At 31.6% G+C, this 24118-nt stretch carries 17 protein-coding genes; 13 read left to right on the top strand and 4 right to left on the bottom strand.

Going from position 1 to position 24118, the window contains the following annotated elements; translation table 11 throughout:
* The coding region (locus tag BUB32_RS10610) for an alpha-amylase family glycosyl hydrolase (protein WP_268807563.1) at positions 1 to 962 on the bottom strand (962 nt) is incomplete at its 3' end.
* A 294-nt stretch (positions 963 to 1256) separates the two neighbouring features.
* Between BUB32_RS10610 and BUB32_RS13290 the strand changes: the two genes are divergently transcribed.
* From BUB32_RS13290 to BUB32_RS10580, 6 genes are all read left to right on the top strand, one after another.
* Positions 1257 to 1607: a prepilin peptidase gene (locus tag BUB32_RS13290; RefSeq protein WP_072969356.1), complete on the top strand. Its 351-nt coding sequence runs from the start codon at positions 1257 to 1259 to the stop codon at positions 1605 to 1607.
* A gap of 538 nt (positions 1608 to 2145) precedes the next feature.
* Complete coding sequence (locus BUB32_RS10600; RefSeq protein ID WP_072969355.1) at positions 2146 to 3054, top strand: DNA-methyltransferase; 909 nt, start codon at positions 2146 to 2148, stop codon at positions 3052 to 3054.
* Positions 3055 to 3059: 5 nt separating this feature from the next.
* Positions 3060 to 4010: a hypothetical protein gene (locus BUB32_RS10595; RefSeq protein WP_072969354.1), complete on the top strand. Its 951-nt coding sequence runs from the start codon at positions 3060 to 3062 to the stop codon at positions 4008 to 4010.
* A 74-nt stretch (positions 4011 to 4084) separates the two neighbouring features.
* Complete coding sequence (locus BUB32_RS10590) at positions 4085 to 5086, top strand: DarT ssDNA thymidine ADP-ribosyltransferase family protein (RefSeq protein ID WP_072969353.1); 1002 nt, start codon at positions 4085 to 4087, stop codon at positions 5084 to 5086.
* Positions 5083 to 6525, top strand: coding sequence for an ADP-ribosylglycohydrolase family protein (locus tag BUB32_RS10585; protein ID WP_072969352.1), 1443 nt, complete (start codon positions 5083 to 5085; stop codon positions 6523 to 6525). The genes BUB32_RS10590 and BUB32_RS10585 overlap by 4 nt, the downstream gene beginning before the upstream one ends.
* A 334-nt stretch (positions 6526 to 6859) precedes the next feature.
* Positions 6860 to 8128 (top strand): DNA recombination protein RmuC, encoded by a 1269-nt coding sequence (locus BUB32_RS10580; RefSeq protein WP_072969351.1) that lies wholly within the window; start codon positions 6860 to 6862, stop codon positions 8126 to 8128.
* Positions 8129 to 8886: 758 nt separating this feature from the next.
* On the opposite strand, the gene BUB32_RS10575 is transcribed toward BUB32_RS10580, so the two are convergent.
* Complete coding sequence (locus BUB32_RS10575) at positions 8887 to 11097, bottom strand: AAA family ATPase (protein ID WP_072969350.1); 2211 nt, start codon at positions 11095 to 11097, stop codon at positions 8887 to 8889.
* A 1598-nt stretch (positions 11098 to 12695) separates the two neighbouring features.
* Here BUB32_RS10575 and BUB32_RS10570 point away from each other — a divergent pair.
* From BUB32_RS10570 to BUB32_RS10560, 3 genes are all read left to right on the top strand, one after another.
* Positions 12696 to 13652 (top strand): ComEC/Rec2 family competence protein, encoded by a 957-nt coding sequence (locus tag BUB32_RS10570; protein WP_072969349.1) that lies wholly within the window; start codon positions 12696 to 12698, stop codon positions 13650 to 13652.
* Positions 13653 to 13738: 86 nt separating this feature from the next.
* Positions 13739 to 14986 (top strand): DUF1015 domain-containing protein, encoded by a 1248-nt coding sequence (locus tag BUB32_RS10565; RefSeq protein WP_072969348.1) that lies wholly within the window; start codon positions 13739 to 13741, stop codon positions 14984 to 14986.
* 407 nt (positions 14987 to 15393) lie between these two features.
* A complete protein-coding gene (locus tag BUB32_RS10560; RefSeq protein ID WP_072969347.1) occupies positions 15394 to 16836 on the top strand; it encodes a M1 family metallopeptidase in 1443 nt (480 codons plus the stop codon).
* Here BUB32_RS10560 and BUB32_RS10555 read toward each other — a convergent pair.
* Positions 16833 to 17816: an ATP-binding protein gene (locus BUB32_RS10555; protein WP_072969346.1), complete on the bottom strand. Its 984-nt coding sequence runs from the start codon at positions 17814 to 17816 to the stop codon at positions 16833 to 16835. The genes BUB32_RS10560 and BUB32_RS10555 overlap by 4 nt on opposite strands.
* The gene (locus BUB32_RS10550) at positions 17809 to 18783 is read right to left on the bottom strand and encodes a DnaD domain protein (protein WP_072969345.1); all 975 of its coding nucleotides are present in this window, start codon (positions 18781 to 18783) and stop codon (positions 17809 to 17811) included. Before BUB32_RS10550 ends, BUB32_RS10555 begins: the two co-directional genes overlap by 8 nt.
* A 237-nt stretch (positions 18784 to 19020) precedes the next feature.
* Between BUB32_RS10550 and BUB32_RS10545 the strand changes: the two genes are divergently transcribed.
* The 4 genes from BUB32_RS10545 to BUB32_RS10525 all read left to right on the top strand — a co-directional run bounded on the left by BUB32_RS10545 (position 19021) and on the right by BUB32_RS10525 (position 24088).
* Positions 19021 to 20376 (top strand): M23 family metallopeptidase, encoded by a 1356-nt coding sequence (locus BUB32_RS10545; RefSeq protein ID WP_072969344.1) that lies wholly within the window; start codon positions 19021 to 19023, stop codon positions 20374 to 20376.
* A 459-nt stretch (positions 20377 to 20835) separates the two neighbouring features.
* On the top strand, positions 20836 to 21642 hold the full coding sequence (locus tag BUB32_RS10535; protein ID WP_072969343.1) for a peptidase MA family metallohydrolase: 807 nt from the start codon (positions 20836 to 20838) through the stop codon (positions 21640 to 21642).
* A 60-nt stretch (positions 21643 to 21702) separates the two neighbouring features.
* Positions 21703 to 22398 (top strand): response regulator, encoded by a 696-nt coding sequence (locus BUB32_RS10530; RefSeq protein ID WP_042834483.1) that lies wholly within the window; start codon positions 21703 to 21705, stop codon positions 22396 to 22398.
* Entirely contained in the window at positions 22382 to 24088 is a 1707-nt protein-coding gene (locus BUB32_RS10525; protein WP_072969342.1) for an ATP-binding protein, read from the top strand. The genes BUB32_RS10530 and BUB32_RS10525 overlap by 17 nt, the downstream gene beginning before the upstream one ends.
* Positions 24089 to 24118 lie beyond the last annotated feature (30 nt).

Genomic DNA, 24118 nt, shown 5'->3' with positions numbered 1-24118 from the left:
AATACTTGACGAACTTTTTGAGCAAATCTAAAATCAAGAAGGCTCATACCACTTTCATTTGCAAAATACGTATTATTAGGATCTACTTCATTGGTTCCAAGGTACCACTCGCCAAATGTAAAAACTGGTCTATAACTTAAAATAGAATCCATAAAGTTCTTTTGCCATCCAAATGCCATGTGTTTGACTGCATCCATGCGTATGCCATCAATCCCCATGTCTAACCATAGTTTAATTGCCGCTTTTAAATATGAATCAATAGTGCTATTCTGCTGATCTAAATCTGCTAAGTCAAATAAATTACGGTAAATCCCATCTTCATATGATGAAAAATTAGTTCCTCCATAATGATGAAAATATCCATTTGTATCATTGGTATAACCACCAAGTAATACTCCATTGTCATATAATCTACCATTTTCCCCATATGTAGGGTCTGTCTCTGATGCAGGAGATGTATGATTTGGTGCAAAGTCTATTATAACTTTTATATTGTGAGCATGAGCTGTTGCTATGAGATTTTGAAAATCTGTAAAGCTTCCAAAAAAGGGATTTGTCTTTTTGAAGTCTCGTGCCCAGTAACCATGATAGGATGTGCTTCCACCAAAAGTGGAATCTGGCAAAACTGCGTAAATGTTTTCTACAGGTTGCGAAATCCATATAGCTGTAATTCCCATACCAGTAAGATAACCATCATTAATTTTGTTAATAATACCCTGCCAATCGCCACCAAAATATTTCTTTAAACTAGTATGGGTAGGGTCATATAAGTCGCCTGTTGGATTATTACTGGGATTCCCATCTAAAAAACGGTCTGTGACTATCTGGTAGATTACATCTGTCGAATAATTGACAACATTGGAAACTGAAGTATCCGGTGCTGCCGGTACGGATGGAATTGAGCTGAAAAGAAGAGCAATGGTTATCAACAGAATCGACAGAAGTTTAAGCGTTTTCTTCATAAACAAACCTCCTTTCTAAATTTAGTACAAGCGCTTGCACTATAAGGATAGTATAAATTTCTCTTTTTGTTTTTTCAAGTGCTGTTAAGCTATTTTTTTGACTTTTAAACGTAATTTTTCGCTTTGTTTTAAAATAATTTAAAATAATTTGCGGTTTTTTATTAAATTTCAAGATAATTTAAAAATATGATATTAATGTAATATTTTAGTAAATTTTATATAATTAAAGCAAATCTGTTTTTACTTTAGTATGATATTTTAAGACTCTGCCATAATAAGCGTTTTGTGTGACATATAATTTTTTGTTTTGTTAGCATTTCAAATTGTACATTACAGAAGTTTTTTTCCTTATTTATTAATTTCTTTTTGAAGCCTTATATAAACCTAAAATTTTATCTGCTTAACTTCCTTTTGGTCTTTACTGTTCTTTTTCTTTTCTGGCTTTTAGGAGGAATAGGCGGAGGAGATGTAAAAATTTTAACTGCTTTGTTTTTCTATGCAGGTTTCAAGATATGGGATATTCTTTTGTGGGCATCTGTGATTTTTATCTTTTATTCCCTTATTTTACGCAAATTCAGAACAAAGCTTCCTTTTATGCCTGCTGTTTTTGCTGGAACACTAGTAGGTTTATTTATAGATTTTTGAAAGAAACCAGGCTGTCTTCCCCTTATAAGAAGCAGCTGGCAGGCAGAGGAGTAAAAACAGCTACAGATACTATTACCATCAGAGTGAAAGGTTCAATATACGATAACTCAAAATCACAGATTATTGGTCCAAAGTTTTGATGTAAAACCCTGTACAAAGCAGTCGCTCTATACAGAGGATGTTTTTTATTATTCATTTGTTTTTTTGTTTTATAGAGGAATAAGCAAAGGAGACATAGAAATTTTAACTGCTCTGTCTTTTTACACTGGTTTTGGGATATGAGATATTTTTTACTTTATGGTATTGTTTTCTTACTCTATTCTCCATTATTTACTTTTTTAAAATTTAAAAGAAGACTGCCTTTTATGCTCCTCGTTTTTATTGGAGTCCTCTTAACCCTTTTTATGGGTTCATAAGGAACAGAAAATGGTTTGCTTTCCTTTTTATGATAGTACAAAATTATTCGTTCTTTGCATAGAACTTTTTTTTGTTCATTAAGATTATATTTGTTATAATAACATTAAAGGAGGATGGAACGATGGAAAAAACTTCTACTTACTCATTTGGGGTTTCAAAGAGAGAATCTCATGATTCTTCCGCTTTCTACTCACGGGAAATTTATAAAAACACAGAGAATCCTTTACAAGTACTTAATTATGTTATTGAAACTCTTCGGTCAGAAAAAAATATAAACAATTCATATAATTTTCAACAAAGCACAGGGGATTGGATGAATAAGATTTATTGTCAGTCTAGTGAGAACATGTTTCAAATTCCAGATGGAAGTATAGCACTTGCTTTTACTTCGCCTCCATATAACAGTGGTAAAGAATATGATAAAAATTTAAATTTAATAGAATATCTTATTTTGCTTGCAAGAGTGGGTAAAGAAGTTTTTAGAACTCTAAAAAAAGGAGGAAGGTATGTAATTAATATAGCAAATCTTGGCAGAAAACCTTATATTCCTTTACATAGTTTTCTCTATATTATGCATATGGAAATTGGATTTAAACCGGCAGGAGAAATAATTTGGCAAAAAGGTAAAGCAGCTAGTAACAATTGTGCATGGGGAAGTTGGCTTTCAGCAAAGTCACCACGGATAAGAGATATACATGAATATTTACTTGTATTTGTCAAAGAGGATTTTAGTAGAGTTGATAAGGGTGTATCAACGATAAATAAAGAAGAATTTTTAAGTTATACTTTATCTATATGGGAAGTTCCCCCTGAGTCAGCAAAAAAAGTAGGACATCCTGCTCCTTTTCCTGTTGAATTAGCTTCAAGAGTTATAAAACTTTTCAGCTACGAAAATGATGTTATCCTTGATCCTTTTGTTGGCTCAGGAACTACTTGCGTGGCGGCTAAAAAATTAAAGAGAAATTTCGTAGGTTATGATATTAATGAAGAATATTGTAAAATTGCCTTAAAAAGATTACAGGAGGAATAATTGGAATGGTTACTGAACATGATTTTGAACAGTTATTCAAAGAATTAAAAATATACGAAACACTTTGGAGTAAAGATGTTGAAAAAGGATTTTTAAAAATGTACTTAAAAGAGTATGGAATAGACTCACTATTTTACAAAGTAGAAGAAAATGATAACATAAGATACTATACTTATTATCCTTCTTCAATTTCAAGGAATCTTAAAAAGAAAGATACTATCCAATCAAGAAACGCTCTTATAGGAGAATTTACTGAAAAATTTGTAAAGTATCTTTTCAGTAGAACTGAAATAGTATCCGAAAAAAAGCTTTATGTAGTAAATGATGTTATATGTCCAGAGTTAGGATTAACGGCAAGTAGCCCTGCGGATATAGTAATATCATCCAAAAACGAACGAGTACTTAATAAGGATGATATATACTTAATTGGAGAAATAAAAATGTCTCTTGTATGGAATTGGAGCTTTAACCCTGACTATAATAGTCTTACTGAAGAAGGAGATTTTACTTCTCATACTGGACAACCGAGCTTACTAAGGTCCGATTCTGTATTAAAAGCCATAGGGAAAGCAGTAAATATTCGTTTGTACAATTTTGAGGAAGTTATACCTATCGTAATCATTTGCAATACACCTTTACATTCTTCTTATTTAGAAAAAATAGATAACTTATTTTCGAAATATTTTATTCACGGAATATTATCACTAAACCCCTATCTTAAAAATGTTCATGGTAATTATATACATAACACAGAGTCAGGATCAGTAGTAACGATAGAAAATCTGTCTCATCTTAATGATAAAATGTTTGATCTTATAAAGGAAAAAGAAAGTAAGAAAAAAATAATTATCAAAGCTATCGATGGTAATTTTAGAGAAGAGCTCCAAAGAGAAATAAGATACATTAAAAACGCAGACGAAGCAATAGATATAGTTTTAAAAAGACTTGGAATTTAATGTTAGATATTCACTTAATAAACTTTAAATAAAGTATTTAAAAATTATAGAAACAATGATAAAGGAGAATAACAATGGAGAAAATTAAATTTTCCCCAGCACGTGATCAAATTTTAAAGATTTTAAAAGAAAATAATATTAATTCTCTTTGGCATTTTACTAGTATCATAAACCTTACTCTAATAAAAAAATTTAATGGGCTAAGAAGTAAGCTTTTTTTAGAGAAGCAAGGTTGTTTAAATGATGTAAGATGTGGAGGAAATAAAATATCCCATGATTTAGATAAGGTATTGGGAAACTGGGATAAAATTTCTTTAGGCTTTACTCCTCATACTCCCATAGCATTTCAAAAGAAAAAAGAAATTGGCCACTTAGTATTTATAGAAGTAGATCCAGAAGTTGCTGCATTTGAAGGTGTTTATTTTACTGATAGCAATGCCACAAGACTTCGAAATGGACATACTAGAGAAGAAGGTGTAAGAGGTTTAACTTCTGTTAAATTTAATATAATCAATAGTACACCCGAGCCTTGGAATGAGGAGTGGAAGAAATATGTCCAAGCCGAAGTTTTAGTTCCAAATCATATTCCAATTGAGTATTTTAAAAAAATACACTTTATAAGCGAAGCTTCTTTAAAACTTGGGCAATATCTATGGAGTGGTAATTCTAATATTTTTTGCATAAACTCCGAAGTATTTGCTGATTATAAACATGATGAAAGCGAGTGGAGTATCATTAATCCCTATGTGAAAGAAGTAATTGTAAGTTACGAAGAAATTACCAGAGAAAATGCCAGGGGAAAACATATTGATGTGGGGAATGTAATACAAAAAAGGACTTTTTGGATGAAAATCTTTTTATATGCAGTAACAGGTAGCAAGGTAAGACTTATTTTAAAAGATTTAACTGACAATATTATTGTTGACAAAGAGGTAGAATTTAAAAACGAAGATAGTTTTATTTGGTTCCCAAAGATTGATATACCAAAAGAATACGAATCTGATGAAATAATCATAGAAATAATGTTAGATGAAATCTTGTGGTATAAAGAAAAAAGAAAGGTGGTGTTAAAATGAAGCAGTTATCATTATTTGACGTTAATAATAAGTTTTTAGAAAAATTCCAAGCTTCTTTGGTTTTTAGCGGTGTTGGTGATTCATTAGGATGGCCTCTAGAGTTTAGTACCAGTAAGCCTAAAAAAAAGATAGAATCTTTTGTAAAATGGAAAAAGAAGATTGGAGGCAGATGGTGGGGATATGAAGAAGAAATAGAACCTGGTGAATATTCAGATGATACCCAGTTGATGCTCTCTGTCGCCCGTTCTATAAAGAGTAATGGAGAATTTGACCCTACTTATTTCGCTTATTTAGAACTTCCTTTATGGTTGAACTATGAGAGGGGGGGAGGAAAATCTATAAAATCTGCTGCCCAAAATATAATAAAAAGAGAAGCCTTTTGGTTTCGAAATTTTTATAAAACAAAAGAAGTTCAGTATTTGAATGCTGGAGCAAATGGAGCTGCTATGAGAAACTTACCAATTGCATTAGTCAATGTGAACAATGAAAAAAGGTTTATTGTTGACAGTATAAAAAATTCTCTAATTACGCATGGGCACCCCCGAGCTATACTGGGGAGTCTTATAATAGGGGCTGCCCAAATTTACCTGCTAAAGTATAATCCTGATCCTATTCAGGAACTATTTAAATATATTTTTTATATTCTGCATGAATCCGTCGCTCTTATAGAAAATTCCCAGGATAAAGAAATTGCTATTTGGTTAAAAGAAGTAAAGAACCGATATAAAGTAAATATTGAAAAAGATTTTGAAAAATATTTTAAGGAAGCCCAAGAATTTATCCAAAGAATTCCTGATTATTTAGCAAAACAGGATGAAGAATATTACTCTTTTATTAAAGCTAATAATCCCTCTTTTAAAGGTTCTGGTATTTCAACAACTTGCGCAGCTATTTATATGTTTATAAAATATTTAAGAAACCCCTATGAAGCATTGATAAATACAGCTAATTTTGTAGGAAGTGATACAGACACAATAGCGAGTTTTGTAGGCTCGCTTATTGGAGCTTATTTTGGATTTTCGGTAGATCCTAAATTGAAAGAACTAGAGGCCAGATTACAAGACAGAGAGTATATAATTAAAATTGGAAACAATTTATGGAAAACATATACAGGAGATATAGAAATTTCTGAGAGTTTATTGAAAGTAGAGAAAAAAGAAAGCTATCTCAAAATATTAGCATGGGAGATTGGCTTGCATGAGTTGTTTTGGGAAGCGCTTAAAGAAGGTGATAGAGTTATTCACCCAACTCTTGGAAAAGGAACTATTGAGCGTAAGGTGATAAAGCAAATTCCCAGGAAAAAAGATTATGTTGCAAAATTATTTAAAATTAAGTTCGATTGTGGACAGACTGCTTTTTTCCATTCGAGAGTATCTACTAAAAATGGTCTAGTTTTAGAAAGTATGGCGAGAGAAATTAGTAACTTATTAGAAAAATAAAGAAAATCAGGAATATATTAATAACGGTGCAGTTTTTGTAATTTGTATTGTACAATATTATGTATATCGTAAAAGCTATAGAGAAAAATTACTAGGTTCTACATTATAGAGTGATTTCAAAACTAGAGGCATTAGTAAAATATTGGACAAGACCTAGAATTTCCCTAAATTACTGATTCTAAAAATAAAAAATATGCTTAAATTCGACATTAAAATGAGTAAAAAAGGAACAAAAAAGCGCAAAGAGTTGCTCTGCAGACCTCATCTTTCATTTAAGTTTCTCAAATGGAGTTTTGTTTGTGGGAAAGTAAGATGTGAAAAGGGGGATAATAAAATGGTAATAAATATTCTTCTTATAGTTGCGGTGAGTATTAATGTTGTAGTTGCTTTACTGCTTTTATCCAAATACAAAAATTACTTGTTATTGATTAATGAAAACCAAAAAAATTTTGGTATAGCTTTAAAAGAAGAAATTTCTGAAAATAGGAAGGAAATAAGCGAGGCCTTGGAACGAATACGAGATTCGTTAACAAACCAAATGGCAGAGCAAATAAACACTGTGTCGAATATCCAAGCAAATCAGCTTAAGAATTTTTTTGACCAAGTAAATAAGTTGAATGAAACAGTGGAAAATAAACTTACTTTAATACAAAGAGATAACAATGAAAAGCTTGAGCAAATTAGAATGATTGTTGATGAAAAACTTCATAGTACTTTAGAATCCCGTCTTGGCGAATCCTTTAACAAAGTAAGTGAAAGGCTTGAAGCTCTATATAAAGAATTAGGAGAAGTACAGAGTCTTTCAGATGGGATCAATGATTTAAAGAAAGCATTGACAAATGTGAAGACAAGAGGAATGTGGGGGGAAATAGCACTTGGAAATATTATAGAAGATATATTAACTGACACTCAATATGAAAAGAATGTTATAACAAAAAAAGGAAGTAATGAACGGGTTGAATATGCAATAAAACTTCCTGGTCGCGATGATGATGGAAGGGTAGTTTATCTTCCAATTGACGCAAAATTTCCTCAGGAAGATTATCAAAAATTGATAGAAGCGGAAAATGAAGGTAACAAAGATAAGATTGAAGAATTGAGAAAACAACTAGAGAAAAGAATAAAACAAGAAGCCAAAAATATTTATGACAAATATATTGACCCTCCAAATACTACTGACTTTGCAATAATGTTTTTACCTACCGAAAGTTTATATGCTGAGATTTTAAGAATACCCGGTCTTTTTGAAGCACTTCAAAGAGATTTTAGAGTTACAATTGCAGGACCAACGACATTATCAGCTATATTAAATAGCCTGCAAATGGGCTTTAAAACACTTGCAATACAAAGAAGGTCAGCTGAAGTCTGGAAACTTCTCGGAGCAGTAAAGACAGAATTTAATAAATTTAGGGATATTCTTGAAAAAACTCACAAAAAATTACAGGAAGCAAGTAATACTATAGAAAATGCTACCAAAAGAACACTAGCAATTGAAAGAAAACTTAAAGATGTTGAACAACTTCCTGAAGCCGATACAAATTTTATTTTAGGAGAAGTAAGAGAGTTAGATATAGGGGGCGATATGCAAGAACTAGAAATGTAGGTTTATTGATATAAGTCTTTTTTATTTAAATAAATTTCATTTATATATGTAGCTGAAAAGTGTTTTAGGTTTTTTATAAAATAAAACCTTTGATAGTTATTTCAGCGAAAGCTAAGTTTATCAGTTATATTGGTCATTTCTAGTTGTTAACCATTTTTTAAAAATAAAAGTGTGTGTTTTTAGAAGAAAGAATTTCCTGTTTTTATAGAGATTCCCCCACGTACTCGTGGGGAATCTTTCTGCCAACTTAACTGTTTCTTCAATAATTGTTGTATCTGATAGCTTTACCCATCAAAGATTCGCAAATAATAGTGATATATTAAACATCTATCATCACTGCAGTTATTCACTCATTGTTTAAATTCTAAATTTGCTTTGACCTCAGCTGAAAATGTTCCTATATTCTTTTTATAATAGTTTTATACTGTTTTTCGGTTAACTTTTTTGCTATTTTTACTGATATTTAAACCTTAAAAAAAGAACGAATTCCTAGCATCATTTATTTGGGTCATTGTAAGTCTCCTCTATTCCTTTCTTGCAATTAATTTTCCTTAACTACAAGGATAATCGTTTTTCTGAGTGCGTCCAATGATCCTTTGTAAATGTAGGAATTTTTAAATTGCAGAAGTGAGGATTTTTTACAACTTTTTACATTTTTATTCTACAAAAAACAGGTATGACTATCTTATAACAAGGTATTTAGAAAGTTGTTTATTTGAATTATTTAATTGTCTAATAATTGTCTAAAAATTTCGTTTTTATTTATTTTCATTATATATTTCTTCAAGAGTTTTATAATGTTCAGGATCTTTTGTTTTTACCGCATTTAATACAATTTCGATTACTCTTTTGGTTACGCTTAGATCATTATGTATTAAACTTCTTTGTAATGATTGTTGATGAGAAAGCTCATTGACAAACTTATCTATCATGATTCGTTGTGATTCATCGTCAATTAAATATTCGAGTTGATCTATTCCTTTTGAATATTTAAAACCCATGAAAGCTTCTAAAAATCGTCTAACTATATTAGGTAATTGATATAAGCTATCAAAATCTGTTGAAAGATTGTCATTAAAAGATTTGATTTTATAAAACAGGAAATGATATTCTGACTTATATTTTAATAATGTATTGGGTAGATTCTTTAGGGAACTTATTTCTTCCCCATTTTTAGTGATTCTTTCAACTAAATAGAATCTACATTTTTCTCCTTGTTCTCTCATTCTCTTCATCCAGTCTTTAATTAAATTAAAAAATTCCAAATTGTGAGTTGAAATAAATAATTGATTGCAATCATTTAATTTTGAAGCAATTAATGCGTAAGTGTTATATAAATGTTGGGAATCTAAACTTGAAATAGGATCGTCTATAAAAACTATAGTGTTTGAAATATTAGTTTCTTTGTCTTCTAACCGAGTCAAAAAATACGAAAAAGCTATAGCTGTTTTTTCACCTTCACTTAAATTTTTGGCTTTTTCACCATTTCTTAAAATTTGAAATTTTTCTCTTCCGATAGGTTGTATTATCAGATGTTCTTTTCCAAAAATACTTTTGAGGTAATTATTAATTCTACCAGCAGCTTTTGAAATGTCAGATAATTCTGCTTCAATTCCTTTAATTTCTTTTTCTTTTTCTCTAATTTGATCCTTTATTTCTATTATTTTCGCTTTCAATTGGTCTATTTTTTCTTCTTGTTCAAAATAATTATAATTTTGAACAAATTCACTGGCATAGTGACGTTCTAACTCCTTAAAAGCTTTTTCTTGTTCTTCTTTATACATTTCAGAAATGGAGTTATGTTCACTTATTAATTTATTTACTTTGTTTATAATATTGTTAACCTGTACTATTTGGATATTCAAATCTGGAATATTTCTTATTTTTTCGAAGGGATTGTTAATTTTTTTGTTGATTAAATTTATTATCTCATCAAGACTATTTGTGTAGTCTTTTAAAACAGTAGCTAGTTTATTTTTCACCTCAAGATATTTATCTTCTAAGTGAGGGTAAAATTGGTCTTCGCTTGGTAATTTCAGGTAAAGAACTTGATTCCTGTAGTTATCAATTTGATTTTTTAACATATTTAGTTCTTTTAGAAATTCATCATATTCTTTAGAAAAATGTTTTTCATATTGCTCCAAACGTTCTTCCAATAAAGGGCCACCACAAAACTCGCAACGTTTTTTCCCTTTATGTATCTCTAAACCTTCCTTAATCCAATTATTAAGCCTTGGATTCTCTTTTAGACGGTCTATGATTTGTGAAATTACTGTTTTCTCAAGTGCATGTATTAGTCTATTTGTAAATTCTTCAGTAATTGTATTAATACTAACTTCAGGTATACTCTTTTTATTGTCACTACTTAACATCCTATATAAGTTTTTCACTTCTGATTCTTTTAGATAGAACTTTTTGAAATCATATTTAATTTCTTCTAAAACTTTTTTAAATTTTCTTTTATCATAAGGTGGCTTCATTCTATCTAATTCTCTTGCTTTGTTGGTAAGATTTTTTTCAATTTCATCTGTTAACTTTTTTATTTCATTATTTTTTGTCTCTTTATCATTACTTAACTTTTCTAAATCTTTTTTTAAAGCTTCAAGTTTTTTTTCTAGACGAATGTCTTTTTCTCCAAGGACAAAAAGAGGATTAGCTTCTTGTGAATCCCAATACAGGTTTTCTTTAATAAAATCTACATTAAATACTCTAAAATGGTAAGGAGGTGAAGATAAAGTATTTTGATCAATTTCATTTCCGTTTTCATCGATTAAAACGAATTCTGAACCATTAAAATCAAATGGTAAGGCTTGAACTTCAAAATTTCTAAAAACTCTTGCTAATGTAGTTTTTCCTGAATAGTTCCATCCATATATTAGATTGTATTTTTTAAATTCGCTAATATTTTCACTCCAACGAAAATCTTTAAAAAGTCCAAAGTTTTTAATTAATTTTATTCTTTTGATCATTTTATCTTGCCTCCTAAGTTTGGCATTATTTGAAAAGCCAAATTAAAACCGAAATGAACTTTCACATCTATATAGTTTACCATCAATAATTTTGTTAAAGTACGCATAATACAACCATTAAGAGATTTATAAGCCGTTAAAAGAATATCCAAATTGCTCATTTTTATGTATCAATTACAAATTCTATTCTTTGACTTATATTTTACCTCTCAATAAAAAATTGTCAAGCAATTCTTATTCCATTAAAATCCTTATATGAAGAAAATTGTAAAATCTTGTATTCTTAAAGTGTTTTATGAATATTTTTAAGAGCCATTATTTAAAAAACATATCAACCTCATATTCATACTGTGAAAAACCATTTTTAGGCGACTGAAATTTTATAAAATAATTTAAATTTGCATAAATCAGTAATAAACTTAGTGGGCCTTAATCTGATAACAGAGACTAACTAGTTTTAGCACTGAAGCAAACTTAAAAAGCGTTTCAAAAAATAACTTTGGGTATAAACTTATAAACATACAAAAAATAGACTTTTTATTTTTTCTATTTTTGAGCCAGTAAGTAATACGGATTTTTCATTTTCGCTCTGCTCAAATCAAAAATCCGGTTAAGAAAAAAGCACCTCTTGCTTTCGCAGAAGTGCTTTTTTTGTTTGCCCCCGCGTCATAGATTATACGCCTGCTCGCCTAACGGTCAAGGGGCAAGCCTACGGTCGGTGAGCATATCCTCCCTCGCTTGCGCTCGGTCCGGTATCCCTCCCCGACCCCTTGACCTTCGGCTCGCAGGCCGTTTTGTTTTAACTGCCGGGGGCAAACAATTGCATTCCACATATATTTTTCGTAAACTCAAAGCAAAACTTCCTTATTGATTGGTCACAAAATGGTCACATAATAAATAAATTTATGCATGAAATGAGGCTAACAACTTCCAATTTTAAAAACAAAAAAGCCTATTTTTTAGGCATTTTTAAGACTTAATAAAACCAGTTAAAAATAGTTAAATAATAAAATTTCCTACTTGTAATCAGCAGGTTGAAGGTTCAAGTCCTTTCGCCAGCTCCAGTATTTAAGCAGGTTTCAGGGTATCGATAAAAAGTCGATACCCTTTTTTGATTGCGAGTTGATTGCGAAAAATAAGCGCTTATAACTTTGGCTCTTTGTCAAGAGTTGGGGTGGGTATTTTCCTGAAAGCCTACCCTTTAGTTTTAAACTGAAGCATATAATCACCGTGACATCTTTCGTAAATTTTGTGATATAATTTATATGCTTTTATTATTATTCTCTTTTTATAGCAGGCATTTAGAGTAAGTCACTATTTTTTATGAATGATTTTTTCTCTGCCTCACCACTTTGTAATTTTTTCATTTTCGCTTTGCTCAAAACAAAAATTAGCCTTATGAAATCAGAGTCTTTTTGCTTCGTTCATTTGAAAAAAGAATTAATTATTTTTTAAAGAGGCGATAATAATGCCTAAAGAAAACGAAATTTGTGTTGTCGATAGTAGTCTATTGAAGATTTAGCAAAGGACTTATTTAAAGATGAAGAAAGATGGATAAATGTTAAAAAGGTGCATAATTTGAAGGAGAGGTTTTAGCTATGTACAAGAAGAGATTATTGTTGCCCTTTATATTAATACTATTTGCATTTATATTGACAGGCTGTATAATATTTGACAATACATCTACTCATGAAGTTCAACAACTTTTACAGGATAAGGGGACAAAAAGCCAGCAAGAAACAGTTAAAAAATCCGAAACAGTTAGTTTAACAATAAATTATATAGACGTAGGACAAGGAGACAGTATATTTATCCAAACTCCATCAGGGAAAACAATGTTAATAGATGCAGGAACGTCTGAAATGGGCAGTAAAGTTGAAAATTACATAAAAAGCCGTGGAATCAATAAAATTGATATACTTATCGGAACACACCCTCATAATGACCACATAGGTGGTATAGTAGAAGTTATAAAAACCTTCAAAATAGGAAAGTTTTATATGCCTAAAGTAATGACGACAACAAAGACATTTGAAGAAGTTTTAAAAGCAGCAAAATCAAAAGGACTTTCGATAAATGTCGCAAAAGCAGGAGTAGTAATTGACCTTGAAGATGGGATAATTGCAAAAATGCTTGCGCCAAATAGTTCCCATTACGAGGACTTAAATAATTATAGTGCAGTAGTAAAAATTACGTATGGTAATACCTCTTTTTTGTTTACAGGAGATGCTGGTGAACAATCTGAAAAGGAAATGCTAAGTGAAGGATATAATTTAAAAGCTGACGTATTAAAAATTGGGCATCATGGCAGTTCTTCAGCTTCTACGTGGGCATTTTTAAAGGCAGTACATCCTAAATATGCTGTTATATCTTGTGGTAGATACAATGACTATGGTCATCCCCACAAAGAAATAATGAAAAAGCTTAGGTCATTAGGAATAATAGTATATAGAACAGATGAATGTGGGACTGTAATTGCAGTAAGTGATGGCGAAACTATAAATTTTAATGTAGAGCCGGGTGATTATTTGTCGGGAAGTGAGATTAAAAGATAATTTACTTTAATACATTGCATTTATAAAGTGATATGATATAATAAAAGCATTGAAACCAGTTGAAATAAATTTTTAGGAGGATTATTATGGCTACAGTAAAACCCTTTAAGGCAATAAGGCCTGTACCGGGATTGGCAGATAAGATAGCGTCCCTGCCTTATGACGTCGTAAATACCGAAGAAGCGAGAAATTTGGCGAAAGATAATTCTTATTCATTTCTTCATGTGGATAGGGCAGAAATAGATTTAGCTCCCTCTATAAATCCTTACGATAAAATAGTTTATGAAAAAGCGAGAGAAAATTTTGACAAAATGCTTAAAAAAGGACTGTTAATAAAAGATAATGAGGAGAACTATTACATCTATAGAGAAATAATGAACGGCAGGAGTCAAGTGGGATTGGTAGCGACTGTTTCGATTGATGAGTATTTAGAAGGGATAATTAAAAAGCATGAGCTTACTCTGCCGGAGAAAGAACAGGATAGAATAAATCACATGGATTACTGTGATGCTCACACCAGTCCAGTTTTTTTAACCTACAAAGCCAACCCAGAGCTTAAAAAGTTGTTAAATAGCTGGATGGGGAGCAAAAATCCTGTATATGATTTTACATCAGAGGATGAAATAAGACATACAGTATGGATTATAGATGACAAATCCTTAATAAATAAAATTACTTATGTTTTTAAGGAAATAGACTATCTTTACATTGCAGATGGACATCATCGGGCTGCTGCTTCTGTAAAAGTAGGCTTAAAGAGGAGAGAGCAAAATCCTGATTATAAAGGAGATGAGGAGTTTAATTATTTTTTAGCAGTGTTAGTGCCCCATGATGAAGTTTTTATCATGCCGTATAATAGGGTGGTAAAGGATTTAAACGGCTATTCCGAAAGTGAATTTATCGAAAAAATAGAAGAGAAATTTGAAGTAGAGAAATGTAATGAAGGCCAGTCTTTCAATCCTTCGCAAAAGCACACTTTTGGCATGTATCTATCAGGAAATTGGTACAAACTTACTGCCAAAGAAGGTACTTTTAACCCATCGGATCCGATAGAAAGTTTAGATGTGTCTATCTTACAAAAAAATCTTTTGGATCCTATTTTGGGGATAAAAGATCCAAGAACTGATAAAAGGATTGATTTTGTAGGCGGAATTAGAGGCTTAGAAGAATTAGAAAGAAGAGTTAAGGAAGACATGAGAGTGGCTTTTTCTATGCACCCCACAACAGTTGAAGATTTAATTGCTGTTGCCGATACGGGAATGATAATGCCTCCTAAGTCTACCTGGTTTGAGCCTAAACTAAGAAGCGGATTATTTATTCACGAATTGAGCTAAAAGCACCTTTTCGCTTTTTAAGGTGCTTCAGACTGTAGACAAACTTTCGTAAAGGAGATATTTTGCATAAGGAGCGACTTGTTACAAAGCGGTAACAAAACTTAGCAAGACAGAGGGTGGAGGCAGGGCCGAAGCCATGGATGGCGGAGGCGGGCACCTTAAGGCATGGATGCCGATTGTGCCCGGTACCCTGCAGGAGCCCGAAGGTCGAGCTTTAGTTTTGTCGCTTTGGAACATCGGAGCGACGATGCAAAATATCTCCTTTTGAATATTTTTTAACTTTGTCAACAAACTGAAGTACCTTTTCGCTTTTTTAAGGTGCTTTTTTATTTTTTAAGTGAAAAAGTTCTATTATTTAAAAATTTGTACTAATATATATTGAAGGATAATTTAGGGGAGCTGGTTATATGAAAATAAAACAAAAAGCACTATTGGGTTTAATTATAGTTGTAATTGTCGGGTTAGTGCTTTATCTTTTACCTAAAGAAAGTCAACTTACATCTTACACAATTGAAGCAAAATACGATAACCAAAATAAAATAATTTATGCTACTCAAACAATAAAATATATAAATACTAATGATATTCCTTTAAAAGAAATATACTTTCATTTATATCCAAATGCTTTCAAAACACAAAAGAATTTGCCTTTCACAAAGGAAGAGCTCCCTTTTGCTTATCCTAATGGGTTCCAACCGGGATTTATAGAGATTGAAAAAGTTACTTTTGATAAAAATATTCCTGCAACTTACGAATTAGAAAAACCTAACGAAGAAATTTTAAAAATAAAATTACCTAAAGAATTAAAAAAAGGGGAAACAATACAAATTAATATGAGTTACAAAGTACAAATTCCACCTTGTAGAAGTAGACTTGGCTATGGGAACAATACTGTACAGGTAGGAAATTGGTATCCTATACTCTCTGTATATGATAAAAATGGCTGGAATAATGACCCCTACTATATTTTTGGCGATCCTTTTTATAGTAATATAGCAAATTACAAAGTAAAATTGTCAGTACCTAAAGACATGATAGTTGCCTCCACTGGAGAAATAAAAGAAGAGAAAAACTATGGAGATTCCAAAGAATTAGTTATTGAAGCGCAAAAAGTAAGGGATTTTGCTATGGTTTTAAGCACAAAATTTAAGATAGCAGAGCAGCAGGTAGATGGCATAAAAGTTAAATCCTATTATTTTACAGAAGGATATGGGGATAAAGCTCTTAAATTTGCTGTAGATGCGATTAAGTTTTACAATGATTATATTGGCAGGTATCCTTATAAACAATATTCTGTTGTGCAGACTGATTTTTACATGGGGGGCATGGAATATCCCAATCTTGTAATGATATCAAAGGATTTGTACACAAATGCTAATTTGTTTAATTTAGAATATGTAATTGCTCACGAGACTGCTCATCAGTGGTGGTATGGTGTTGTGGGAAACAACCAAATAAAAGAATCTTGGCTGGATGAAGGATTGACGGAGTACACTACAATTATGTATATAGAAAGGTATTACGGTAAGGCAACAGCTGATGAGATTTATAGACTTGTTATAGAAGGGGAATTTAATAAATTTCTAAATACTAATTCAGATATTTCGTTTGCTAAGACTTTGGCAGATTTTAAAGAATGGAAGGAATACACTAATATAGCTTATAACAAAGGAGCAATGGTATTTTACAATCTGAGGAATCTGGTAGGTGACGAAGAATTCAAAAAAGTTCTTCAAAATTATTACGATAAATACAAATATAAAATTGCCACTACGCAAGACCTAATTGACGTAGTGGACAGTGTTACAGGCAAAGATACAGGTGGATTTTTCCAAGAGTGGTTCTATTAAATTATCATTTTTCGTTTTAGTCTTATATCTTCACCGTAGAAATTAAGCAGTTTAAAATGGCCGAATATTCGTGAATAAATTCTTTCAGGGTAAATTGACATTATTTCTGATAGAGGTAAATTTGTAGAAATAATAAATTTTTTGCCAAGCAACAATCTTGTATTTAAAATATTAAAAAATTCCTGCAAACTAAAAGCAGTTATGGACTCTGTTCCCAAATCGTCGATTATAAGGAGATCACATTCTTTTAACAATTCCAAATATTCATTATAACTACTGCTATCAGCATTAAGCTTGTTTATTCTCAAACCTTCAATTAAATCTGGCGCTGTTCGATATATCACACTTTTACCTCTATCTAATAGTTCCTTTGCTATACAATTAGCGAGAAATGTTTTGCCAAGACCCGAGTCTCCATAGAAAAAAAGACTTTCAGCGGTAGTTTCAAAATTTTTTATAAAATTAAGAGAAAACTCTACAATATTTTTCATGTTGCTTCTTGGAGAAGGCTTATCTCCGAAGGGTTTGTCTGAATAATATTCGAAATTAAAATTAGAGAAATTCTCTTTTTTAAGTATTTCTGCTATACTTGATTGTTTATAGTAAATATTTATAAGTTTTTGGTAAAAACATCTACATCGCTTTCCATTTACATATCCTGTATCTTTGCATACGTTGCATTCGTATTTAGGTTCTAGATAATCTTCAGGATATCCATTAGATTCTAATAGATAAGCCTTCTTCTTTTTTAATTTATTTAACCTCTCTTTTAAAAGATTTAAAAGTTCTTTTCCCTTTTCAGGTTCTTTAAAAATTGATTGAGTTATTTCGATTCCTACGTTCTTAATTTCTTCCTCAATTTTTTCGAGTTCGGGAATTTCTTTATAAAGCTTGTTCTTACGATAAAGGGCATCTTTCAAAGCCGTATCTCTTTTCATTTCATATTCTTTAAGGATTTCATGGATGATGTTTTCATTCATTTAATTCACCCCTTGAATGGGCTAAAAGCTTCTTTTCCAAATCTTCTATGTCGTAACTTCTCTGAGAGTAGCTGTTAAAGTAGTTTTTAGGAGCTTTAAAACTTGAAGTAACAGGGGTTTTCTTCTTTACAGAAGACTTTTTGTTTTCTAAATCTTCTACTGTTCGTATTCCTTCGTTAAACCAGTTGATTAGTATTTTGTTTATATAAGGGAAACTGGGTTCATTCAATTTAAGGGTACATTCGTTGCAGGCTTTTATTATCACATCTACATCAAAACCTAAATCCTCCATCCAGCGGTCCATCATTTCTTTGTGGGATTCCATTACTTCATCCTCTTTAAGACCTAGAGCACCTAAAATCCTTCTATAATTTTGCCATCTCTTGTTTTCTGATTTTAAATATTCTTCTACATCCAGTGCAGTTTTAAGACCTGCGTCATGCCAGGCTATTGCTACCTTTTCCATATATCTTAAAGAAGTTTTGTTTTTAGAAGCGCAATAACTCACTAACATTGTTATTATTTCCAAGGAAAAGCCGTATTCATCTATCCAGCTTAAATATGTTTCCATTTCTGTGGGGGTTAAAGGTCTTCCCAAAGTCAATTCGATTGCTTCAAACATTTGTTTTACTTGAGGGTCCTGTAATGACACGCTGTGATTTGAGGTTGGTTGTGGGATAACTGGGAGATATTCAACTGTGTATTCACCTTCTATGTATTTTAATTTAACTAAGCCCGATTTTTCCCAATACTTCAAAGCTCTGTCAATTTCTATATCTGACATAAATAATTTATCTGCTAAAGTTTTTAAAGGTATTTCATTGCCATAATAGCAATATTTCAATCCCAAAATATATACTTTGACATATTCACCTGGGGCATCCAACATGAAATGATTTATAAAATAATTGCTGATGGGAGTACTTCCCCAATCGTCATTTTCGTTTAAAAATCTAAAAACGCTCATCCTCCCCACCTCGAATATATTATAACACAGCGAAATAGCCTCTTCAATTGAAAAGAATTTAACATAATTATCGGAATATTTGAGTATATTGTTAAATTAAATAAGTATATATAAGAATATTAGTTTGAAGTATAACATACAATATAGAAAGGTGTTAAAAATTTCATTAATTAAAATTTGGTTTTATAAAAAAGTATGGTATAATTAAAAAAGATTAACAGAAGAAAGGAGAATACTATGGGGAAGGCGGGGGATAAAAGCTATAAGTTTTTTCTTGGTTTATTGAAGACTTACAAGAACAATATTATAGCTTTTGTGGTAGCACTGTCCATAGGTCTTTCTTTTATTGTATATGAGGAAGCATTTGCCTACAAGATAACAGTAGATGGTGAAACTATTGGAATTACCAAGAATATAGATGAGGTAAAAAGTTTTATAGAAGAATTACATAAAAAAGAAAAGCAAAAGACAGGAACGGATATAGTTTTAAATCAGCAAATAAAATTTGAAAGGGTAAGAGTATCAAATAAAGAGTTGACAGATGTACATAAAATTTATGCTAATTTGGAAAATGCTATGAGTTTTAGCTGCAAAGCTGCTGCCATAATAGTAGATGGCAAGTTTGTGACTGCGTTAAAAAATGAAGAAGAGGCAAATAAGGTTCTTGAAATGTTAAAGAATAAATACGCAAAGGATTCTGATAGAACGTATTTTAAAGAGGATGTCAAAATTGAAGAAAAGTACATACCTCCAAAATATTTAGTAAACTTTGAGGAAGCGTTAAAAATATTGCAACAACCTGTAAAAAAAGCTGTTACATATACTGTAAAAGAAAACGATAGTTTGTGGTCTATTGCAAGAGACCACGACATGTACATTGATGATATTTTAAAATTAAATCCTGGCCTTACAGAAAATTTAAAACCAGGACAAATAATATATTTATTTTCTGCTGTACCTAATGTCACGGTTGTTACTGAAAAGAGAATAGTTTACAAAGAGGAAATACCTTTTGAGACAAAGCTTACTAAAGATGACAAACTGTATACCAATCAGTCTAAAGTGTTAGTAGAAGGTAAAAAAGGCTTGAAAGAGGTAACTGCTGTTGTTGTAAGTTACAATGGCATTGAAGTTTCAAAAAAAATAAAGAACGAAAATGTCCTTGAAAATCCTATCAACAAAATAGTTGCTGTAGGTTCGAAAAGAATATCGTATATTGCTACAGGGTCCTTTAATTATCCTGCGAGAGGGACAATAACTTCACGATTTGGTCCTAGATGGGGGAGCTTTCATACGGGAGTTGATATAGCAGCTTCAGAAGGGACTCCTATCTATGCTGCAGATGGAGGTACTGTTATATTTTCAGGTTGGGAAAGTGGCTATGGATATTTAGTGAAAATTGACCATCACAATGGTTATGTTACTTATTACGGGCATGCTAGTAAACTCCTTGTTAAGAAAGGCGATAAAGTGGCGAAAGGACAAAAAATTGCTTTGGTAGGTTCGACAGGTCGTGCAACAGGCTCTCATCTTCACTTTGAAGTTAGAAAAAATGGTGTTCCAGTTAATCCTTTATTATATTTAAATAGATGAAATTGTGACAAGCCCTATGGAGGGCTTCAGACTGTAGACAAACTTTCGAAAAGAAGATATTTTGCAATCGGTGCGACTTGTGACAAAGCGCTAACAAAACTTAGTGAGACTGAGGGTGAAGGCAGGGCCGAAGCCACGGATGGCGGAGGCGGGCACTAAGACAAGGATGTCGAATGTGCCCGGGACCCTGCCGGAACCCGAAGGTCAAGCTTTAGTTTTGTCGCTTTGGAACATCGGAGCTACGATGCAAAATATCTTCTTCAAAAAATTTTTGACTTTGTCAACAAACTGAAGCCCTATGGAGGGCTTTTTATTTTTGTGGGGTTGCTACAAGTATTTATGAATGTTATAATACAGTTGTAATTATATTTGTCAAAAAACCTGTATCGCTTCATACATATAAAAGCCTCTACATATAAATTACATACAGAGTTTTAAATGTGTGTGAGGTGATACAGGATGAAAAAGAAAATTATCGTTTTTGCTTTTGCACTTATTTTGGTCATTTCTCTTTATTATGCTAACAAAATTATGGTAGTTTCCTATCCATATGTGAGAGAAATAAAAGAAAATGGTTTAACAGATAATGTAAAAGATTACAAAACAGCACAAAGTGAACACTTTATAGTGCGATATACACAACAAGATGAAAAATATGTTTCTCTTGTTTTAAAAATTGCAGAAAAACATTATGATAGTGTTACTAAAGATTTAGGTTACAAACCAGCCGGTAAAACTGTCATTATAATGTACCATGACCCTAAAAAAATGAATAGAGACTTTTCACTTGCAAAAGGGGATACTGCTATGGGGCTTTATTTAAATGGAGTCATAAGCATAGTATCACCTGAATTGTGGATTAGTCCTACAGAAGACATAGAAAAAGTTTTTGAGCATGACGGACCGATTGTACACGAATTTGCCCACCTTATTGTAGATGATATTGCAAAAGGCAATTACCCTGTATGGTTTACAGAAGGTATAGCCCTTCTGGAAGAATATCGAGAAAACGGTTTTATCTGGGGTGAAGGCATAACAACTGATAAGCCATATTCTCTTAAAGAGTTGACTTATAATTTTAACCAATTAGATGAGACAATGGCCTATAAGAGGTCTTTTGAAATAGTAAAAGCCATAGCTGATAAATATGGGATGCAAAGCATAAGAAATATTTTAAAATATTTGGGAAAAGGATTAAGTTTAAGTGAGAGTTTTTATAAAGTTACAGGACAAAATTTAGAGAAATTTGTAGACTCAGTAAAATAAAGCAAGAAGAGCATTGCTCTTCTTGCTTTAACCCTATAAAAAGGACAAGGGGGAACTAAAATGAGTTACAGAATACTTATAGTTGATGATGAGAAGCCTATAGTTGAGATAATCAAATACAATCTGGAAAAAGAGGGATACATAACTTATGAAGCTTATGATGGGGAAGAAGCTTTAAAAATAGCAAAAGAACAAAATCCAGATTTAATAATACTTGATGTGATGTTGCCTAAATTAGACGGTTTTTCAGTGTTAAGGACTCTAAGGCAGTCAATGACCATACCTATTTTGATGCTGACGGCTAAAGAGGAAGAAGTAGACAAAGTACTGGGATTGGAATTGGGAGCTGATGATTACATAACAAAACCTTTTTCTGTAAGAGAACTCATAGCAAGAGTAAAAGCTAATTTAAGGAGAATTAGTTTAAATGGAAATGAGCCTGGGAATGTTATCTACGTAAAAAATTTAAAAATTGATATGTCAAAATATAAAATAGAAAAAAACAATAAAGAGATAGAACTTACCTCTAGAGAGTTTGAACTTTTGAGATTTCTCATTTTAAACAAAGGGCTTATTTTTTCTCGCGAAATGCTATTAGAAAAAGTATGGGGTTATGAATACCTGGGTGATATTAGAACTGTAGATGTCACCATAAGAAGACTGAGAGAAAAAATAGAAGATGACCCCAGTAACCCCAAGCTTATTCACACAAAAAGAGGGGTTGGTTACTATTTTAGCGATGAAAAGCAGATTTAAAAGTATTCAATGGAAAATAATTCTCATATATACTTTGTTAATACTTGTAGCAATGGAAATCATATGGGTATATCTTTATAAATCTCTTGAAAATTACCACATGAATAATTTTGACAATTACCTTGAAGCGCAGGTACGCGGCATTTCTTTTACCCTTAAAGACAACATGGATGCAAAAAGTTTAAAAAACATTATAAATATGTACATGGGTCCCAATTCAAATGTGAAATACGTATATATTTTGGATAATAAAGGGAATATTTTGGCCAGTTCAACTGGAGACAAGGGAAAAATGATGACTCCCGCTATTGTCAAAGCCCTATCAGGGGAAATCGGAAGTGAAGTTACTGATGACTATAATTCTAGTGGGAAAATAAAAAGTTTTGCCATGCCAGTTTATAATAGCGATGGTAAAATAAATGGTGTTGTGTATATCAGCGGTTCTTTAAATGGAATATATGAGACTCTATCAGATGTCAATTTAATTCTTTTGAGTGCTACTCTTTTTGCTGTTGGAATTACTGTAGTGCTTGGGTATATTTTGTCCAAAACTATAACAGATCCCATTAAAGAAGTGACAAAATATGCACAAAAGATGGCAGAAGGCAATTTTGATGTGACGATAAAGATAAAATCTAATGATGAAATAGGAAAATTAGGTGAAATGTTTAATTTTTTATCTTTGCGGTTAAAGCAGACTTTAAATGACATTCAAGGTGAAAAAAAGAAAATAGAAGCTATCATACGATTTATGACCGATGGTGTTGTGGCAACTGATGCAAAAGGCAAGATAATACACTATAATGAGGCTGCCGAAAAAATATTAAATGTGAAATTAGAATTAGGGATGCCAATAGAGGGAATACTAAATTTACAAAAAGAAGATGCAGTAGCTACAATGAATTGCGGAAACAAGGTTTTAACAGTTAACATAGCTCCGTTAAAAAACAATCAACAAATAGAAGGATATGTTTATGTGCTTCACGATATTACGGAACAACATAAATTAGATACCATGAGGAAGGAGTTTGTGGCAAATGTCTCTCATGAGCTTAGAACTCCTCTTGCTACTATAAAAAGCTATGTTGAGACTCTTCTTTACAGCGATGTAGATACTGAATATTCGAAAAGATTTCTAAAAATAATAGATTCAGAAGCCGATAGGATGACACGTCTTGTAAAAGATTTACTTTTATTATCAAAAATGGATTCTGAAGGTAGTAACCTAAAACTTGAGCACAAAAATTTAAATGAGGTAGTAATTTATGTAATAAACAGGCTTTCTATTGAAGCTCATAAGAAAAATCAAAAACTTATCGTAGACCTTCAAGAAGCGCCAAGGCAAGTCTATATTGACAAAGATAAAATGGAACAAGTAATAGTTAACTTAGTAACTAATGCTATAAAATACACTCCAGAAAGCGGAATGATAAAAGTTATAACAGAATATGATGAAAATTTTGCAAGCTTCATTGTGGAAGACAACGGTATAGGAATTCCTAAAGAAGACCTGCCTCGAATTTTTGAAAGGTTTTATAGAGTAGATAAAGCTAGATCCAGAGAGCTTGGAGGTACAGGATTAGGACTTTCTATTGTAAAACAAATTGTAGAACTTCACAAAGGGGAGGTAAGCATAGAAAGCGAAGTAGGGAAAGGTACCATAGTGAGGGTTAAACTGCCATACCAGTAAATTTGTAATAATAGTTTAATATTACCGTAA

It is taken from the genome of Thermoanaerobacter uzonensis DSM 18761, assembly GCF_900129115.1.
Lineage (GTDB): Bacteria > Bacillota > Thermoanaerobacteria > Thermoanaerobacterales > Thermoanaerobacteraceae > Thermoanaerobacter > Thermoanaerobacter uzonensis.
The sequence above is the reverse complement of the archived record's forward strand: the minus strand, read 5'-3'. Positions and strand labels throughout refer to the sequence as shown.

Excerpts from the sequence above, each read along its gene's own strand:
- BUB32_RS10555 (WP_072969346.1), bottom strand. The coding sequence starts at position 17,816 with ATGAATGAAAACATCATCCATGAAATCCTTAAAGAATATGAAATGAAA.
- BUB32_RS10545 (WP_072969344.1), top strand. The coding sequence starts at position 19,021 with ATGGGGAAGGCGGGGGATAAAAGCTATAAGTTTTTTCTTGGTTTATTG.
- BUB32_RS10535 (WP_072969343.1), top strand. The coding sequence starts at position 20,836 with ATGAAAAAGAAAATTATCGTTTTTGCTTTTGCACTTATTTTGGTCATT.
- BUB32_RS10575 (WP_072969350.1), bottom strand. The coding sequence starts at position 11,097 with ATGATCAAAAGAATAAAATTAATTAAAAACTTTGGACTTTTTAAAGAT.
- BUB32_RS10590 (WP_072969353.1), top strand. The coding sequence starts at position 4,085 with ATGGAGAAAATTAAATTTTCCCCAGCACGTGATCAAATTTTAAAGATT.
- BUB32_RS10600 (WP_072969355.1), top strand. The coding sequence starts at position 2,146 with ATGGAAAAAACTTCTACTTACTCATTTGGGGTTTCAAAGAGAGAATCT.
- BUB32_RS10560 (WP_072969347.1), top strand. The coding sequence starts at position 15,394 with ATGAAAATAAAACAAAAAGCACTATTGGGTTTAATTATAGTTGTAATT.
- BUB32_RS10530 (WP_042834483.1), top strand. The coding sequence starts at position 21,703 with ATGAGTTACAGAATACTTATAGTTGATGATGAGAAGCCTATAGTTGAG.
- BUB32_RS10550 (WP_072969345.1), bottom strand. The coding sequence starts at position 18,783 with ATGAGCGTTTTTAGATTTTTAAACGAAAATGACGATTGGGGAAGTACT.
- BUB32_RS10565 (WP_072969348.1), top strand. The coding sequence starts at position 13,739 with ATGGCTACAGTAAAACCCTTTAAGGCAATAAGGCCTGTACCGGGATTG.
- BUB32_RS10580 (WP_072969351.1), top strand. The coding sequence starts at position 6,860 with ATGGTAATAAATATTCTTCTTATAGTTGCGGTGAGTATTAATGTTGTA.
- BUB32_RS10585 (WP_072969352.1), top strand. The coding sequence starts at position 5,083 with ATGAAGCAGTTATCATTATTTGACGTTAATAATAAGTTTTTAGAAAAA.
- BUB32_RS10595 (WP_072969354.1), top strand. The coding sequence starts at position 3,060 with ATGGTTACTGAACATGATTTTGAACAGTTATTCAAAGAATTAAAAATA.
- BUB32_RS10525 (WP_072969342.1), top strand. The coding sequence starts at position 22,382 with ATGAAAAGCAGATTTAAAAGTATTCAATGGAAAATAATTCTCATATAT.
- BUB32_RS10570 (WP_072969349.1), top strand. The coding sequence starts at position 12,696 with ATGTACAAGAAGAGATTATTGTTGCCCTTTATATTAATACTATTTGCA.